The organism is Paraburkholderia sp. CHISQ3 (genome assembly GCF_030464945.1).
Taxonomy (GTDB): domain Bacteria; phylum Pseudomonadota; class Gammaproteobacteria; order Burkholderiales; family Burkholderiaceae; genus Paraburkholderia; species Paraburkholderia megapolitana.
Window position 1 is genome coordinate 164,994 of sequence record NZ_JALPRG010000009.1, and the last position, 16,707, is coordinate 181,700.

The 16,707-nt window shown below is 65.4% G+C and carries 10 protein-coding genes; 1 reads left to right on the forward strand and 9 read right to left on the reverse strand.

Going from position 1 to position 16,707, the window contains the following annotated elements; all coding sequences use genetic code 11:
* Positions 1-96 precede the first annotated feature (96 nt).
* The 4 genes from M0D65_RS21865 to M0D65_RS21880 form a co-directional block, all read right to left on the reverse strand.
* A complete protein-coding gene (locus M0D65_RS21865) occupies positions 97-2,811 on the reverse strand; it encodes a hypothetical protein (RefSeq protein WP_266254530.1) in 2,715 nt (904 codons plus the stop codon).
* Entirely contained in the window at positions 2,798-4,057 is a 1,260-nt protein-coding gene (locus M0D65_RS21870; protein WP_266254531.1) for a DUF3142 domain-containing protein, read from the reverse strand. Before M0D65_RS21870 ends, M0D65_RS21865 begins: the two co-directional genes overlap by 14 nt.
* Before the next feature lie 66 nt (positions 4,058-4,123).
* Positions 4,124-7,930 (reverse strand): DUF748 domain-containing protein, encoded by a 3,807-nt coding sequence (locus tag M0D65_RS21875; protein WP_266254532.1) that lies wholly within the window; start codon positions 7,928-7,930, stop codon positions 4,124-4,126.
* A gap of 256 nt (positions 7,931-8,186) precedes the next feature.
* On the reverse strand, positions 8,187-9,608 hold the full coding sequence (locus M0D65_RS21880) for a DUF1254 domain-containing protein (protein ID WP_266254533.1): 1,422 nt from the start codon (positions 9,606-9,608) through the stop codon (positions 8,187-8,189).
* A gap of 279 nt (positions 9,609-9,887) precedes the next feature.
* Here M0D65_RS21880 and M0D65_RS21885 point away from each other — a divergent pair, with 279 nt between their 5' ends.
* Positions 9,888-12,428, forward strand: a complete 2,541-nt coding sequence (locus tag M0D65_RS21885) for a heavy metal translocating P-type ATPase (RefSeq protein WP_266254534.1) — start codon at positions 9,888-9,890, stop codon at positions 12,426-12,428.
* Positions 12,429-12,453: 25 nt separating this feature from the next.
* Here M0D65_RS21885 and M0D65_RS21890 read toward each other — a convergent pair whose 3' ends face one another.
* From M0D65_RS21890 to M0D65_RS21910, 5 genes are all read right to left on the reverse strand, one after another.
* Positions 12,454-13,065, reverse strand: a complete 612-nt coding sequence (locus M0D65_RS21890) for a flavin reductase family protein (RefSeq protein ID WP_266254535.1) — start codon at positions 13,063-13,065, stop codon at positions 12,454-12,456.
* A gap of 5 nt (positions 13,066-13,070) precedes the next feature.
* Positions 13,071-13,994 carry a 3-hydroxyacyl-CoA dehydrogenase family protein gene (locus M0D65_RS21895; RefSeq protein ID WP_266254652.1) on the reverse strand — a complete coding sequence of 308 codons (924 nt, stop codon included), beginning with the start codon at positions 13,992-13,994 and terminating at the stop codon, positions 13,071-13,073.
* A 211-nt stretch (positions 13,995-14,205) separates the two neighbouring features.
* Positions 14,206-14,463: a hypothetical protein gene (locus M0D65_RS21900; protein WP_266254536.1), complete on the reverse strand. Its 258-nt coding sequence runs from the start codon at positions 14,461-14,463 to the stop codon at positions 14,206-14,208.
* Positions 14,464-14,871: 408 nt separating this feature from the next.
* On the reverse strand, positions 14,872-15,030 hold the full coding sequence (locus tag M0D65_RS21905; RefSeq protein ID WP_170275672.1) for a hypothetical protein: 159 nt from the start codon (positions 15,028-15,030) through the stop codon (positions 14,872-14,874).
* A gap of 337 nt (positions 15,031-15,367) precedes the next feature.
* Positions 15,368-16,636: a hypothetical protein gene (locus M0D65_RS21910; protein ID WP_266254537.1), complete on the reverse strand. Its 1,269-nt coding sequence runs from the start codon at positions 16,634-16,636 to the stop codon at positions 15,368-15,370.
* Between the last annotated feature and the right edge of the window lie 71 nt (positions 16,637-16,707).

Genomic DNA, 16,707 nt, shown 5'->3' on the forward strand with positions numbered 1-16,707 from the left:
GGGAACGCCTTGCATCTCGTCTTGCGTCTCGCTGCCCGATCGATCTGCCGGCCAACCTGCGCTGCCGGACGTTGCGTCAAAACACGCGCGCCATGCTCAACCCGCCCCGCGCGCCCGATTGCGCCGGTACCACCAGCCGATGCCCGAGATACCGAGCAACACCACTACAACCGGCACGTACAGATGCCGATGCACCCAGTAGCGCGTCGTACGCCAGGCCTGCACATACGGAAAGCGGCTCGCTGCGCGGAAATCGGGCGCCGGACAGTCGCGGCCGAAATGCGCGGCGAATGGCACGACCGCGCCGTCCTTCACGTAGCGCTGGTAAATCGCATTCGCACGGTCATCGTCGTCCCGCACGAATGCCGCGCCGTGGCACAGCACGGCAGCAAACGCCTGGGACCGCGGCGGCAGCAGGTTCGCGGCGTTGAGGGCTTCGTCGGCGGCAACCGAGCGGTAGTGAAACCGCGTGTCGGGCTTTGCTTCGCTCGATGCATAGCGTTGGCGTTCGCCTGCGGTCACGAACGGGCCGGGCAGGTCGGCGGCGGCGCGCTGCGCTGGGGTGTCGAGGGGCGGTGCGGCAGCTCCGGAAGCCGAATCGGCCACCGGCAACCAGGCGCTGCGACGTCCGGCGCCGCCGCTGTAGGTGCCTTCGAACGTCGCAAAGTCTGGCTCCTGCTCGTAACCCATGATCTCCATGCCGTGTGTGCGTGCTAGCGTGGCGGCCGTGAACCACGCTTCTGCGCGCGTCGTACTGCGCCATGCGTGCTGCGCATCGCGCAGCGCGGCACCATAGGCTGCTGCCCACGTGCGCGCCTGCCACGGGGTCACGATAAACGTGTCGTTGCGGTAGTCGATATCGAAGAAACGCGGATCGTTGTCCGCCGGAAAGTACGGTAACGCATCGTCGATCCGGCCGTCGCGCACGAGGCGCCGTGCCAGCAGCGTACGCAGCATGTCGCCCGGCGTCCGCAGATGCTGCGCGAGCCACTGGTCGTAATACTGGTCATGCGTGAGGTTGATGGGACCAGTCGTTGCGGACGCCGCCGGTGTATTGGCCGGTACATGCACATCGACCCATGTCTTCAGTTCGTCGGTGGTCAGCACGCGCTCGGCCACGTAAGCCGCATCTTCCGCATAACCGACCGCACTGCCGTCCAGGCCGACACTCCAATCGGGCAGGTCGGTACCCTGCTGCTTGCGCAGCGTCGCCGCGTAGAGCTGGTCCAATGCATCCACATACTGTCCGCGTGCAAGCGTCAACACACCTTGTTCGCCCTTGACGAGCGCTGCACGATCGCTATCGAGACTCGCATCGTTCGGCGGGAACGCTTTCGATGCCTGCGCATAAGCCCGTGCGGCCGCCGCCAGATCGCCGTTGCGCAGCGCGAGCTTCGCGCGCACCCAACTGGCGAGCGCGCTGTCGTCGTGTGCGATCAGCGTTTGCGCGAAGTCGTAGCGCCCAAGCCGGTAGGCGAGCGCCGCAAGCCGGTCCGCGCCCACGGGGCGTTCGATACCCTGCTTCTGGATCGCTACGACGAGTGCCGTGAGCACGGGGTTGGCCCGCACGTCCTTGTCGCCGCGGGCCGCATCCGCGTAGCCCCGACGCCCGTCGATGGAGAACATCGCGAAGGAGTCGGTCGTGCTCGCCGGATCGTCTTTCACGACATCGCCGAGACGCGCGAGGCCGTAGGCGACCAGCAGCCGCTGCGTCAACGGATCGTCGATTAATCGGGTCGCGCGCGCCGGACTACTGAGCGCCCATCCGGCGATCTCGATCAGCGACACCTGCCCGCTCATGGAGCCGCGTGCAGCCTGTTCGGCGTACAACGCGATCGCGCGGTTCAGATCCGTCGGCGCGAGGCCGTCGGCACAGGCTGTCCGGTTGTCGAAATCGGTGTCGTCGCATCGTGTCTCGCTGGAGTACAGATACAGGCGCGCCTCTTCGCCGTAGCTCGCGACGGCCAGTCCCCATGGGTCGCGTGCGCCGTCGCGGGCCCGGGAGCGCGCCAGCGCGAAGGACTGCACCGCTGCTGCCCGTTCGGCGGCGGTGTCGTTGCCTGCGCCGGTCGACGCGTCGGCGTGCATCTTGCCGAGCATGTAGGCGGCCCAGACTACGCGCAGGTCGCCGCTTGCACGCGGCAGGTCGAGTACGGCCTGAAAACGCTGCTGCGCGCGGACGGCCGCTGCAGCGGCGTCGGTTTCCGCACGCTTCTGGGCAGCGCGGCAACTGGCCGGGCGTTTTGTCGAAGAGTGCGCCGTGACCGCGAGGGCATGCGACGCGGCGCTTGCGGAATGATTGCCGGCGCTTGCTGTACTCGCTGCATTTTCGGCGTTTTTCGTGCCTGCTGTGTTTGTTGCGCTCGCTGCATTTGCTGCGCTTGCCGCATCCAGATCGCACGACGGCACCACCGCATTCGACACCTTGTAATCGACCGCAGCAGCGGTGTACAGACGCACCGCATCCGGCACGCCATCACCGAGCGCGAACGCCGTATCGCCGTTGTTAAGCGCGCGCATCGCCTGCACGGTCTTCATCTGATCAGCGCTGAGAATCGTCTTGTCGGGCGCATCGGGCGAACTGTCGTTACCGGACGTCGGCTCCACAGCTTTCAATGCATCGTTCACCGGAACCAGATGCGATGCCTCGTAGGCAAACGAATTAGCCGGCGTGCTTCTTAGCGTGCCGGCGCGATGGTCGAGCAGTTGCAGCGGAAAATCCGGGCCGCAGGCCAGCACAGTCGCGGCGCCCGCGACGACAGCAGTAATCGCCGCAACCAGGATCAGGCCGTTGTGTTTACGGTTCGACACGTGAAGTCACCGTGGGTTGAGTACAGCGAATCCAGCCGATGGTGCGCTGGCGACCCGCACGCAGCAGACCGTCCTGCGTGCGACGTAACACGAGATTCTGGGCATCGCGATCGAGCGAGTAACCGTTGATGCCGTCAGCGGCAACGCACGCGCTGTCGAGACGAATACGCGACGGCAGCGATGCATCGGCGGTGCCGTCGTTGACCAGCACGAGGTCCGCCGCCGAACCGGCCGCGACGCGCGTACGCACCGACAACGCGGGTCGCAATGGCGCATGCGTGAGCACTGCGCGCCACGTGACGAGGCTCCATGCGCGTTCGTCATCGTCGGTGGGCAGGCGGAACCACACGATACCGGCGAGACCCGCCGGCCGGTCGCGCCCAATGCGCGCAGCGAACGCACCGATCTCGTCGGGCTTTGCCACGAGTTCATGCGCAAGATCGTCGGACTGCAATGTAGGGCGCTCGCTCTCGATACCCGTTACGCGTCCGTCCGGCCCCCACGTGACGCGCGTGCCATAGGTCGGCAGCGCAACGCGCCACGGATGATGCGTGCGCCGGGCAAACGCACGCATCCAGGTCTGCGCACGAGCTTCGTCGAAGAGCCCTCGCACCGGGTTCATCACCGCATGCACCTGCAGCACGGCTTCGTCGCTCGTCGCGAGCAGGTCGTCCAGCACCGGGCTATCCATCCAGGTGGGTAACGCGGTCATCGACAGACGCGTGGCGGGCGACATAGTCGCAAGCCGCTCGCGCAACGCGCCAAGAAACCGTCGATAACCCGCAAGACGCGCGGTCGCGCAGTCGTAGTCGATCTCGACGCCCGCGACTGCGATGCCCTCGCGCCGCCACGCGCCGAGCAGTGTCACGATGTGCGCGATCGACGCCGCGTCGTCGAGATCGCCTAGGGCTCCGTCGAAACGCACGACGGCCACCACCGGCACATGCGCCGCAGCAAGCACACTCGCATCGGGTGTCATATCGACCCAGCGGCCGCGCGCGTCGAGTTCCGCGGCCAGCACATGCCAGCTTGCGACGAGGCCGCGGCTCTCATCGATCGCCGCGGCAACCGCCGGAGTCCACGTGCGTTGCCAGACGTATGCATCGTTGGGCAACGCGGGCAGCGGTTTGCCGCAACCCGCGATGCAGATCAGCATCATGATCGCGAGCACACGTCTCGCGAGGCGGGCTGCGGGCGCTGCGGGTGCTGCCGGTGCGGCGGGTCTCGACGGGTCGAGCGGCGGCATGCGCTGTCCTGTTGTGCTGGGTCGTTCCGATGCGCGGCGGCGTGAACTACCGTGACAAGCCGCGCATCATTTCAAACCGAAGTCCACCCGCGTCGGCGCGCCCTTGTCCTTGATACCCTGCGCGTCGAGCTTCGGTGCAACGATGAAGACCCGGCTGCTGTCGATCTTGCCTTCGAAATACTGCTGCACGGCCTGCGCGCGCTGCTGCGCCAGCTCGCGCAGGCTGGCGTCGTTGACCGGTGCATGTTCGGCGATTGCGCTCTTCATTTCATCGCTGGGCAGGGACTTGGTCAGGCCGACGAAGTTGTGCGGCTTCTTGAAGTCCGCGGCCTTGTACGCCTTGGTCAGATATTTGTCGTAGTCGGCGGCGTCGACGGTCACCGTCGATGTGTCGACGCTCTCGCCGTTGCCAACCGTGTCCTTGATCTTCTGCTGCTTGACGAGACGATCGACATAGCCGGTGCGCAGTGCCGGTTCGTCGGTGGCCGGATCGACGCGGCCGATCAGATCGATACGGATCGACGACTTCTCCGTGAGCACCTTGATGATCGTGTCGAGCTTCTTCGTCGAAGCATCGGACAGCTTCGCCGAACCCGGATCGAATTCGACATAGCCGAGTTCTTCGCTATTGCCGCCGCCGAATGCGTTGGCGATCAGCGAGAACGGCGCCGTCACCGCTTTCTCGAGCAGGTTCAACACCGCATGCCAGATCAGCCCACCGATGCTGAACTCGGGGTTCGACAACGAACCCGACACGGGGATATTCACGTCGATTTCACCACGCGAGTTTTTCAGCAGCGAGATGGCGAGCCGCACCGGCAGCTTCGTCGCGGTGCTGTTGTCGACGTGGTCGCCGAAGGTCAGCTGATCGATGAAGATGTGGTTGTTCGCGCTCAGCTGGTCGTTGGCGAGCTGGTAGTGCAGGTCGACGTTCAGCTTGCCCTTCGTGATCGGATAGCCGGCGTACTTCGCCGAGTACGGCGTGAGATTGGTCAGTTCGATGTCGTGCGCACTCGCGGTCAGATCGAGCGCGGGCTTCGCGATCAGCGGATTAACCGAGCCGCGGATCGACAGCGGACCGTTCGCCGCGAGCTTCGCGGCGACGTCCACCGGCGCCGATGTGGTCGACTGCGTGCCGAACGCGCCGATCTTGCCGGTAATGCTCACGAGGTTCGCGGTGTAGTTCGGCTTGATGAAGTTGTCGGTGTAGGTGACGCGGCCATCCTGCAACAGCAACTGGCCGAAATGCAGTTTCACCGGACTCTCCGGCGGCGTTGCGGCGACCACCGTCGGGGCGGGCCCGGACGCCGGATGCGGCGCCGATGCCGCGACTGCTTCCGACGCTTCGGATGCAGCTGGCGGTGTCAGCGGTATCGCTTCACCCTTTGCGTTCTTGTCGCGTGTGAGCGACTGCGCTTCGCCTGTTTCGTGCGCGACCACCTGGCTCAGGTTCAGCTTGCCCTGCGCATCGAGCAGCACGCGTCCATAGAAACCGGCAAACGTCACGCGGCTTGCGTCGACGTCGGTGCCGCGTTCGCTGTAATTCGCTTTCAGGTTCGCCAGCGCAAGCGAACGCCAGCCGGCGAATGGATCGGAGGTCGCCTTGTCGAGCATGCGCACGTCGACGAGCGCTACGTCGCCGCGATACTCGACCTGTAGCGCCTTGTTCTGCGACAACGCCACTTCGCCGTTCGCATTCAGCAACGCACTCGCGATAGTCGCGTTCAGCTTGTTGCCGAAATACGGTTCGAAGGCGGCTGCATCGAGCCGGTTCGCATTGATTTTCAGCGCGAGCTTCAGCGGAGTTGCCGTCACGTTGCCGGTCACGCCGAGCGTGCCCTTGCGGTTCAACGTCGCCTGCAGATCGATCGGCAATGGATGGCTCATGTCGTCGCTGATCTGCTGCACCTTCAGTTGCAGCGGCGCTACGCTGAGCTTCACCGGGCGCGGCGTCGTGTTGTCGGTGAATTCCGCCGATCCGTCCTTCAGGCTCAGTTCGCCGATCTTGTAGTGCCACGCGGCCTCTTTCGTCGCAGGCTGCGCGGTGCGCGGTGCCGCATGCCGCGGCGCCGCTGCATGCGAATCGGCCAGCGCGGCGAGATCGATGCGACCGTCCTTCAGACGCTGTGCGTTGACGACGAGGCCCGTCAGATCGACGCTCGTGACAGCGGCATTGCGCGCGGCCAGATCGACCTGGTCGATCTTCACGTCGGCCTGCGTCAGTCCGATGGCGGTCTCTTTCACGCCGGGCACGTTCAGCTTCAGCGACTGGAGCGTCAGCGTGCTGTCGTTGACTTTCAGGTCGAGCGGCGACTTGCCCCAGTTTGTGTTGAGGTTCACGCTCGCGGACAACGTGCCGTCGGCGATCCGTGCGGCGGTCGCGCCGGCAAGGTACGGCTGCACCAGCGGCAGCGGCAATGTCTTCACGTCGAGCTTCGCGTCGGCGGTCTGCGCGGCGAGTGTGAACGAGCCGGCCGCCGCCACCGAGCCACCGCCCTTCAGCGACGCGCCCAGCGTGTAGTGCGCCGGCGATTTGCCGAGCATCGCGAAGTCCGCGAGCGTCGACGACAGATCGGTGATGCCGAGCGTGACCGGTTGCGCGGGCGTGTCGTCGCGGAAATTGACGGTGCCGCCGGTGAGTTCGAAGCGCTTGATCGATAGATCGAAGGGGGCCGGCTGTTTTTCGGCTTCGGTCGGAGCGGTGGCGCCCGATGCAGCACTCGCCGCCGATGCAACTTGCACGGCACTGGCGCTCTGCGCAGCGGCGTTTGCCGTTGTGGTTGTGCTCGCGGTCGCAGCACCAGGCGCCGGTGCGAACATGCGCTGCACACTCAGCACACCGTCCTTGTCGCGGGCAAGCGCGACGGTCGGCGCATCGATTCGGATATCGTCGAAGCGATAGATGTTCTTCAACGGCTCCAGCGTCGCGGCGGCAACATGCAGTTGATGCAGCGAGACAAACGGCGCGTTGTTCTGGTCGACTGCATCGACGTCGTCGAGATCGGTGGTGCCGGAGATGCGCAGCGTGGGCGCGTCGTCGGACATCACGAAGTTCAGTTTCAGATCGCTCGACAGCTTGCCCGTGCGCACGGTGACCGGCAGCTTGACCGGCGCATACGACAGCAGGCGCGGCACATCGAGACCATCGAAGCGCAGCGACACTTCCGATTCGCGCGAAGCCGCGAACGGCTTCGTCTTGCCGTCGATGGCGAGCGGACTGCCATCGATCCGCGCGCGCAACAGCGGCTGCACGAAAATATCGGTCTTGGACGGCAGCGTTGCGATAAACGGAATGCCGAGCTTCCACTGGTCGATGACGTGCTTCATGCCGAGCAGCCGGTCGTCGAAATCGATCCGGCCGTTTTCGAGCCGGATGTTCGATACCGAGAACAGCGTCGGCTTGCTATTCGGCGTGGCCGGCTGCTTCGAGAATTTCTCGATCAGGTCGGTGAAATTGAAGCGCTGCGCGTCGTAACGGATGATGTGAAAGCTCGGTGAATCGAGCTGCACTTCGTTGACGATCGGCGCCGCGCGAAACAGCGACGCCCACGACGGCCGCACGATCAGCCGTGCGATATCGATGAAGTCGCCCGCGCCGCCGCGCTCGCCGATATGAACGCTATCGGCTTCGAGGTTGAGCGTGTAGGGATTCAGTGCGATGCGGCCGATCGTGGCCGGCCGGTCGAGCTGCTTGCTCAACTGTTGCTCGGCGATATGGCGGATCAGCGGGGGCGCGGCGAAGAAGCCGAACAGGCCGAACAGCACCAGGAAGATCAGCAGACCGGTGAGGATGCGCCGCGTACGCCGCGCGCTTGCCACGCCGCGAACGGCCTGCAGGGAAGAAACGAGTGCCGCCTTGTTGAGGCTCGCCATGCTTGTCGGTCGCCGATGATGCGGCGGCAAGCCCGCCGCGATACGAAAGTTCAGACTGCGGCAAGTATACGTCCTGGAAGTTTCGTGTCGTGCAAATGTGCGGCAATTTGCACGGTACTGCGCTCATCGATGCAACAAGCATGCATGTGCATCGACAGGCTTCACACACACGATCCCACCCGCGGACGACACGCCCGAAGGGCAGCGAAGCACCGGCTCGCTGCCCCACCCGTGCGGTTATCCGCGCGTCGCTGCGCTACTGGCGCACAACAGCAGGCGGCGCCCACGAACCATCCGTGGCCTCGGGCTTCGGCGCATACACACGCATCATCAACTGGAAGTCGGCGCGCGGCACCGGCAGCCAGTTCGCAGCCTTCGCCCGCACCGCCGACACCGTCACGTCGACCGAACCGTCGCGGTTGCGCCGCAAGCCGTTGCGATCGCCGACCGCGAGGTGCGCCGGCGCACTTTCGCCCAGTGCGCCATCTTTCGTGTACGCGGTGATCGACCAGAAGCCGCGCGTCGGCGGCAACTGGTTCGGCGCGAAGTGGATCTGGTAGCGGTTCGCGCCGTTCAGCGCGCGGCCGTCGCCGTCAACCGCGACCGTGGCGCGGACTTCGTCGTCGCGGGTACCGATGCCGGGCTGCGCGAATGCCGCATACGCGCGCAGCGAGTAGTCCGGACCGTAGTTGCCGATGCCGTCGCCAAACCAGCTCCAGCCGTTGCCGGTCAACAGGTTGGACGGCGCAGTGGCGACGCGGTCGTGACCGTCGGCAAGGCCCGCGGAGATCGCATCGCTCGCACCCGACGGCAATGCCGCCGATCCGCCCGGCGTCACACCCAGATCGGAGAGGGTCTTCAACGCGTGCGGATCGACCGGTTCCGGCGGATTGTCTTGCAGCGCCTGGGCGAGCCGGCCGAAGAACGCATTGGCGTCATAACCGGCCACGAGGATGGCCGGCGTGGCGGCGGACGGCACATCGGCGGGATTGCCGCCTGCACGCGCCGCGGGCACCGCCGCCGCTGTCGCGGCATTCGACCAGGCGCTGAGCGGCGCGACGCGCATCGCGCGCTGCAGCTTGCGGACCGCCACGACGTCGCGCGGACTGCTCGACTGGACGCGCACCGTGAGCCATACGTTGCGGGTCGGCACGTTGACGCGCGTGACGCCCTTCGGCAGATCGCCCTGCCAGCCGGGGCCGACGAACGCAATCGTTTGCGCCTTGAGTCCCGCAGCGTGCGGGCCGATTTGCGCGGCCGTCGACCAGATCACGTTGGTCCACATGTCGAGCGCGCGCGCGTCGACATAGCGGCCGTGCGAATCGGGCAGCGAAACGATGACGGGTTCGGCACCGACGTCGAGCCAGCCGGTCGAGTCGAGCGTATCGAGGCTTGGCGTGGTCGGGTTCGCCGCGCCGACCGGCGGCAGGGTCTGCGCATGGCGCAGCGTGTTGACCGGCGCCTGGCCCATGCCGTCACCGACCGCGGCGTCGCGTGCGACGCTCATCAGTACGAGCGGGTAGCCGAACACATAGGAGTCAGCCACCTCGTCCTTGATCCAGCCCGTCGACTTCGGACTGTCACCCGGCGGGGCGGCACAACCAGCGAGGAAAGCGAGGCCCGCGAGCGATGCGCAGGTCCAGTAAAGCGAAACGGAATCTCGGCGACTTTTTATCATTCGTTGATTGTTACAGGCGTTCGGTGAAATAGCGCGAGCCGGATGCGGCTGGGTTCGCTGAGCCCCCGCTCATTGGCGAACCGGCGTGTCTCCGACCCTAACATCGGGTTTTAACGTATCCGTGACGGCGAAGCAAGTCCGAACGCGGTGACACCGGTCTGTCATGTGCGAAAGCGGCGTTTTACCAGGCGATTGCATATGTCCTTGACCTTCCCATGATAGGAAGGTCGATACTCCGTTTTATCGTGCGGCCAATGCCGCCTCAGACCGAGCCCCATCATGACTGACCTTGCCGTGCCAGAACGCACTGCCCTAGCGCAGGCGGAACTTGAAATCAGCGGGATGACCTGCGCGTCGTGCGCCATGCGCGTCGAGAAGGCGCTGGCGAAGGTGCCAGGCGTCTCGCATGTCTCCGTCAATCTCTCCACTGAAAAAGCCACCGTCGATCTGCACGACGCCGCCGGCACCGGCGCTCTTGTCGAGGCCGTTCGCAAGGCCGGCTACGACGCGACGCCGGTTGCGCCTGAAGCCAACCCAGGCGCAGCCGATACCGCGTCAGCGGGGCAGACCGCAGAATTTGCGATCGACGGGATGACCTGCGCCTCATGCGCGATGCGCGTCGAAAAGGCGCTGGCGAAGGTGCCGGGTGTCTCGCATGTCTCCGTGAATCTCGCCACGGAAAAAGCCGCCGTCGATCTGCACGACGCCGTGCCCATCGATCAACTCGTCGCGGCCGTGACGAAAGCCGGCTACACCGCCACACCGCTCGCTCGCGAAGCCGACGTAGAGGCGACGCAAGGCGCAGCCGGCCGGCCCGCGCAAGCCAACATCGCACAACGCGAACTCGTTGCCGTCGTCGTGTCCGCGCTGTTGACACTGCCGCTCATCGCGCCGATGGCCGGCGCGTGGCTAACAGGAATCGGCCTCGACCTCACGCCGCCGGTCTGGCTTCAGTTCGCGCTCGCCACGATTGTGCAGTTCGGCTTCGGCGCGCGCTTCTACCGCGCCGCGTGGCGGGCAGTCCGCGCGGGCGCGGGCAATATGGATCTGCTGGTCGCGCTTGGTACGTCGGCGGCGTATGGCATCAGCGTGTATGAGCTGGCCGTTCACCCCGGCGCCACGGAACATCTGTACTTCGAGGCCGCGGCCGTCGTCATCACGCTGGTGCGCTTCGGCAAATGGCTCGAAGCGCGCGCGAAACGCCAGACCACCGACGCCATCCGCGCACTCAACGCCCTGCGCCCCGAACGCGCACGCATCGTGGTCGGCGAACGCGAGCACGAGGTACCGCTTGCGCAAGTGCGCGTCGGCATGATCGTCGCGATACGGCCTGGCGAACGGGTGCCTGTGGACGGCAAGATCCTGCAAGGCCGCACGCACATCGACGAATCGCTGATCACCGGCGAGAGCCTGCCTGTGCCGAAGGAATCCAACGATCCGGTCACGGCCGGCTCGATCAACGGCGAAGGCGCGATCACCGTCACCACGACCGCCACTGGGGCAGAGACCATGCTGGCGCGGGTGATTCGCCTCGTCGAGAGCGCTCAGGCCGAGAAGGCGCCGATCCAGCGGCTGGTCGATCGCGTGAGCGCGATCTTCGTCCCCGCGATCCTCGTCATCGCCACGCTGACCCTGGTCGGCTGGCTGCTCGCGGGCGCATCGGTCGAAAGCGCGATTCTCAATGCGGTCGCAGTCCTTGTGATCGCGTGCCCCTGTGCGCTCGGTCTCGCGACGCCTGCCTCGATCATGGCCGGCACCGGCGCGGCAGCGCGCCGCGGTGTGCTGATCAAGGACGCCGAAGCGCTCGAGATCGCTCATCAGGTGAATATCGTCGCATTCGACAAGACCGGCACGCTGACGATCGGCCAGCCGTCGGTCACGGCTTTCGAGCCGCTCGGCATCGAGCGCGACGAAGCGCTCGCTCTGGCCGCGGCGGTGCAGCGGCACAGCGATCATCCGTTGGCGCGCGCGATACTCAAAGCAGCCGACGAGGCTTCCGCCGGGCAATCGCCTGGTGCCGATGCCGCTGACACTCGCGCCGCAACGCAGGCGCGTGCCGTGCCAGGCCGCGGCGTCGAGGCGCAGGTCGATGGCCGCACGCTCGGCATCGGCAGCAGCCGCTGGCTGGAGGAACTGCATATCGCACTGCCGCCCGAAGTCGCGGCTCGCGCCAAGGCGCTGGAGCAGGCTGGCAATACCGTGTCGTGGCTGATGGAGCTGGGTAGCGATAACGGGCCGTCAACCGCACCTGCCGCGCTCGCGCTGATCGCCTTCGGCGACACGCTGAAACCAACGGCGCGCGCGGCGATCGAACGGCTCGCAAAAATGGGCGTGAAAAGCGTGCTCGTAACCGGCGATAACGCAGGCAGCGCGGCCAGTGTCGCCGCCGCGCTCGGCATCGACGAGTTTCATGCGCAGGTGCTGCCCGAAGACAAGGCCCGCGTGATCCACGACCTGAAGATCCGCACCGCCGGCGTCGTCGCAATGATCGGCGACGGCATCAACGATGCACCCGCGCTTGCCGCCGCCGACATCGGCATCGCGATGGCGACCGGCACCGACGTCGCAATGCACGCGGCCGGCATCACGCTGATGCGCGGCGATCCGGCGCTGGTCGCCGATGCGATCGACATCTCGCGCCGTACGTGGCGCAAGATCCAGCAGAACCTGTTCTGGGCGTTCGTCTACAACCTGATCGGCATTCCGCTCGCCGCTTTCGGCCTGCTCAATCCGATGCTGGCCGGTGCGGCGATGGCGTTTTCGAGTGTCAGCGTCGTGACCAATGCGCTGCTGCTGCGCGGGTGGCGCGGCGCGAAGTGAGCCGCGGTGGCAGCTTCACCTTTGCTCACGCCGTCGGTCGCACCATCTGGAACATCGCTCCGATCTCCGCGTAGTCGGCGCGATACCCCGCACGCATGATCGGCTGGGCGGCCTGCGTATCGAACAGTCCGTCCTTCAGGTACGCAGGATCGATATGCACGCCAACCACCTGGCCAAGCGCGAGGAAGTTGTCCATCGGTGTGCCGTCGAGCGTATGCAGGCGGATTACCTGCAGCAACCGGCACTCGAGTGCCGCGGGCGTCTCGCCGACGTGCGGTACCGCGACGTTGCGACCCGGTGCCGGCGTCAGACCGGCCAGTGCGAATTCGTCGACATCGGGTGCGACCGGAGCCGACGAGCGGTTCATCTGCTCGGCTAGCGGCTTCGTCGCGAGATTCCACACGAATTCGCCGGTCGCTTCGATATTGCGGATGCTGTCCTTGTAGCCTTCGCTGCAGAATCCGATGATCGCTGGAAACGTCGCGAACGCGCCGAAGAAACTGTACGGCGCGAGGTTCAGGCGGCCTTCGGGATCGCGTGTCGAAATCCAGCCGATCATGCGCGGCGCGACGATCGCCTTGAACGGATCGTGCGGCAAACCGTGGCCTTGCGCGGGGTCGTAGAAAAGATGCGACATGGGGCTTATCCTCCGCCAATCAAACGCTTGCGCAGCGCGCGGACTTGCGCAAGACGCGCCTCGTCCCATTCGTAAAAGCCCGCGCCGCTCCGCACGCCGACGCGGCCTGCGTCCACCTGTTCGCGCAGTAGATCGAGCACGTCGTTATCGGTGGCGAGTTCGGGCAGCAGATGTGTGCCGACATTGAGCAGCGTATCGAGGCCACCCAGGTCCGCGCTTTCGAGCGGACCGACAATGCTCCAGCGACGCCCGAGCGATGCCTTCATCACGCGATCCACGACTTCCGGCGAAGCCGCCCCCGAGCGCACGATGTTGAGCGCTTCGCGCAGCAGCGCAAACTGCAACCGGTTACCGACAAACCCCGGAATCGCTTTCGTGAGCACGACCGGTTCCATGCCGATCGCTTCCATCAGCGCGACGGTACGGGCCGTGACGTCGGCGGACGTGGCCGAACCGGGCACGACCTCGACGAGCGGAATCAGGTGCGGCGGATTCCAGAAGTGCGCGATGACGAAACGTTCGGGTGCCTGCAAAGCGGACGCGAGCCGGTCGGGCGGAAAGCCGCTGGTATTGCTCGCGAAAATCGCGGCCTCGCCAAGCACTTCCGCAAGCGACGCATACAGACGATGCTTGAGTTCGAGTACTTCGGGAATCGCTTCGATCACGAAGTCTGCAACGGCCATCGCGTCGAGCTGCGCGCTACGCTCGATGCGCGCCAGCGCGGCCTGCTTTGCCGCAAGGTCGATACGACCGGCGTCGAGCAGTTCGTCGAGGATCGCCTCGGCCTTCGACGCAACACTCGCAAGGCGCGATTCATCGACGTCGTACACGATCGTCCGGTAGCCATGCAACGCGCTTTGCGTAGCGATGCCGACGCCCATCAACCCGCTGCCGATCACGCCGATGACGGTCGTGCCGGGCCAATCGATGCGCGAAGTACTGGCGCGCGAAGTATCCACGTTATCCAAGCTGTTCCCCTGCCGAGCCTTCGATAGAAGCTCCAGAGAATAGCCCAACGCGCCGCTTCGCGACGCCAGATGCAGCAAAGGCCGGCGCCCTTGCGAACGCCGGCCTTGCTGGGCCTGCTACCCGACGCCGCCCCACGCCGCATCGGGTTGACTGCTCGTTACACCGCGCCCGTTAAGGACGACGATCGTGGTCGCGCCGCGGATCCCGATCGTGCGGATGGCGGTGCATCCACTCGTCGTGCGCCCAGTAGCGGTGACCGTCCCAATACCGATCGCCGTGCCAGCCGATATTGATCTGCACACCAACCGGCATCATCTGCGGCTGTTCGTATACCACCGCCTGCGCGAACGCACTGCTTGCAGCCAGTAGTGCACCGCCTGCGAGCGCTGCGGCGAGGATCGTTTGCGAAACCCTGTTGCGTGTCTTCATGGAACATCTCCCTTTTTCTCAGGTTTGCCGCGAGGCGGTCGGCGTGCCCGATTAACTGGACATGTCGTCGTGATTCGGCCCCGCGCTTGCAATCCACTCTAGCGACCGATGCCGCGTGAATACGTGAGGACTTGTAAGCGCAGATTTCAGGATGACCGGGAGGTAAAAAACCGTATCGATACGGTCGGACCGCTGTTTATCGGGGCGATCGGAAGGCACGCGGCAACCGTCTGCCGGCGCGGCCGGTCAGCGGTCGTTACATTCATTTCGGTCTCGAAATATCGCGTAAAAGCAGAGGTGTGGATGACTCGAAGCGCAAAACCGTCAGACAAAACAAAACGGCGCGTCCAGACAGGACACGCCGCTTACCGACGATGCGCGAAACAGACCGCGCGATGTCAGCTGTGTTCAGTCGATCAGGCGGATACCGAACAGCGTGGACTGCGACTCGCGAACGCGTTGCGCTTCACGTGCGCGCGCTTCGTACGAGTAATCCGAGTCCATCGGCAGATGCGGCGACGCGAAGAGGCCGCTGACCTTTTGAAACAGTGCGAGGATAAAGCTCATGGCGACTCCCGGTTGATAGATGACTAGGGTTTTCCCTTAAGTTGAATTCTAGGGTTTTCCCTAGTCGATGTCTAGTGCATCGCACCATTTTTAACAATTGATGGTGTTTCTACGGTGGGAAGGCGGTTGATGCGTTGCATCAATGCAACGGGCGAGTGGCTGACTCGCGGTCAGAGCCGGTCTCCTTCGCCACGCGCAAACGCACGCCTGGCAAGCGTTACGGCCGGCTAGAGGGAATGGGGGGAGCCACCGGCGGAAAGGAAAGGCGGCAGGACGCGGCGCCGAATAGCCGCAACCCGCCTCGCCAGTACCCGCGCCAACCGCGGGCTCGCAAAGCTCAGTGCGCGTTCGTCGGCTTCGACTTATGCCCGTGCTGCGCTTTCGAAGGATGCCGGGCCGGCGCCGCCGGACGCGGTTGCGCCGCTGCCGGCGCGGGCGCCGTTGCAGCGGGTACCGGTACCGTGGCCGAATCGGTGTCGAGCAGCGTCGCGAGCGTCGCCTGCTGGTTCAGCATCATCTGCTCCATACGCTGTTGCTGCAGCATCGTGTTGCGCGCGAGACGCATCAGCAGCAGCGTTTGCGCGATACCGATCGCGACCGTCACGAGCAACGCACCCACGACGATCGACAGCATCCACTTCATACGACGCGAGTGATCGGTTGCCGAGCGACGTTGATCGGCGATCACGCCGTACAGCGCATCGACGGTATCGGCGAATGCCGTGGCGCGGGCGCGATCGAGCTCAGGCGTGGCGCGCGGGGTCTCATGCTGCATCGGTGTAGCCGCGGGCGGTATTGCGCGGAACGTGCTCGATGTGGACGGTGCGGGTGTTGTGGCGGCACTCGACGCAGTGTGGGTGGTACTCGCTGCTGTATCGGCAGGAGGTGCTTCCGTTGACGGTGTTGCTGACGCCGATGTGCCCGCTTCGCGCGATGCGCTCGCAGCTTTTGCAAACGTCGCGGCGAAACGTTGCGGCGGCGTTGCCGGCTTAGTGCCGCTCGTCGTGCCGGACGAGGACACGGTTGCGTCATCGGGTGACTGACGCAGCGCGGCGATGCTGCGCGCCACGCTTGCCGTCGCACTGGCCTGTGCGGCCTCGTCCGATACGGCCGGTTCCGCAGATTCGACTGCCGGTTGCGACGTACCGCTTGTAGCGTTCACGTTCGCGGCCGGTTCGCCAACGTTGGCCGAAGCAGGTGCATCGCTCCACTGGCCAGCACGCTCACCCGTTACCGCCTCCGGTGTGGTGTCGTCGGATTTCGGCGAGCGCGAAACGCGCCGCACGGCCTTCGTATCGGTGCCGTCCGGTGCCCCAATCGCAGCGAGCACCACTTCCGGCAACTCGAACCCCGACAGCGTGCCCTGGCGAACGTCGATATTCATCGCCTGCAGCGTCGCGCGAGTGGGATCGTCGGGGAACAGGTCGAGCGTGCTGTCGTCGCTGGGAACGTCGCTCAGCTGGGCAAGGCGCTGCGCGGATTGCGCGGCGCGTGCAAGCTTGTTCTCGGTTTCAGTCGAAACGCTCGAGGCTTGCGGCTTCGCTGCGTCGGAACGGCGCCGCCGGGTGGTGGGGGATGCGTGGGGATCTGCGGAATCTGCTGCCATAGCGATGCAAGAAAAGAGTAGTCGCGCAGCGCTCGTCGCCGGACATCGGGCGCCGGTCGCTGCTGCGCGAT

What these genes read in the sequence shown, in the direction of transcription:
- M0D65_RS21870 (WP_266254531.1), bottom strand. Translation starts at nt 4,057, where the DNA reads ATGCCGCCGCTCGACCCGTCGAGACCCGCCGCACCGGCAGCACCCGCA.
- M0D65_RS21875 (WP_266254532.1), bottom strand. Translation starts at nt 7,930, where the DNA reads ATGGCGAGCCTCAACAAGGCGGCACTCGTTTCTTCCCTGCAGGCCGTT.
- M0D65_RS21880 (WP_266254533.1), bottom strand. Translation starts at nt 9,608, where the DNA reads ATGATAAAAAGTCGCCGAGATTCCGTTTCGCTTTACTGGACCTGCGCA.
- M0D65_RS21885 (WP_266254534.1), top strand. Translation starts at nt 9,888, where the DNA reads ATGACTGACCTTGCCGTGCCAGAACGCACTGCCCTAGCGCAGGCGGAA.
- M0D65_RS21890 (WP_266254535.1), bottom strand. Translation starts at nt 13,065, where the DNA reads ATGTCGCATCTTTTCTACGACCCCGCGCAAGGCCACGGTTTGCCGCAC.
- M0D65_RS21900 (WP_266254536.1), bottom strand. Translation starts at nt 14,463, where the DNA reads ATGAAGACACGCAACAGGGTTTCGCAAACGATCCTCGCCGCAGCGCTC.
- M0D65_RS21905 (WP_170275672.1), bottom strand. Translation starts at nt 15,030, where the DNA reads ATGAGCTTTATCCTCGCACTGTTTCAAAAGGTCAGCGGCCTCTTCGCG.
- M0D65_RS21910 (WP_266254537.1), bottom strand. Translation starts at nt 16,636, where the DNA reads ATGGCAGCAGATTCCGCAGATCCCCACGCATCCCCCACCACCCGGCGG.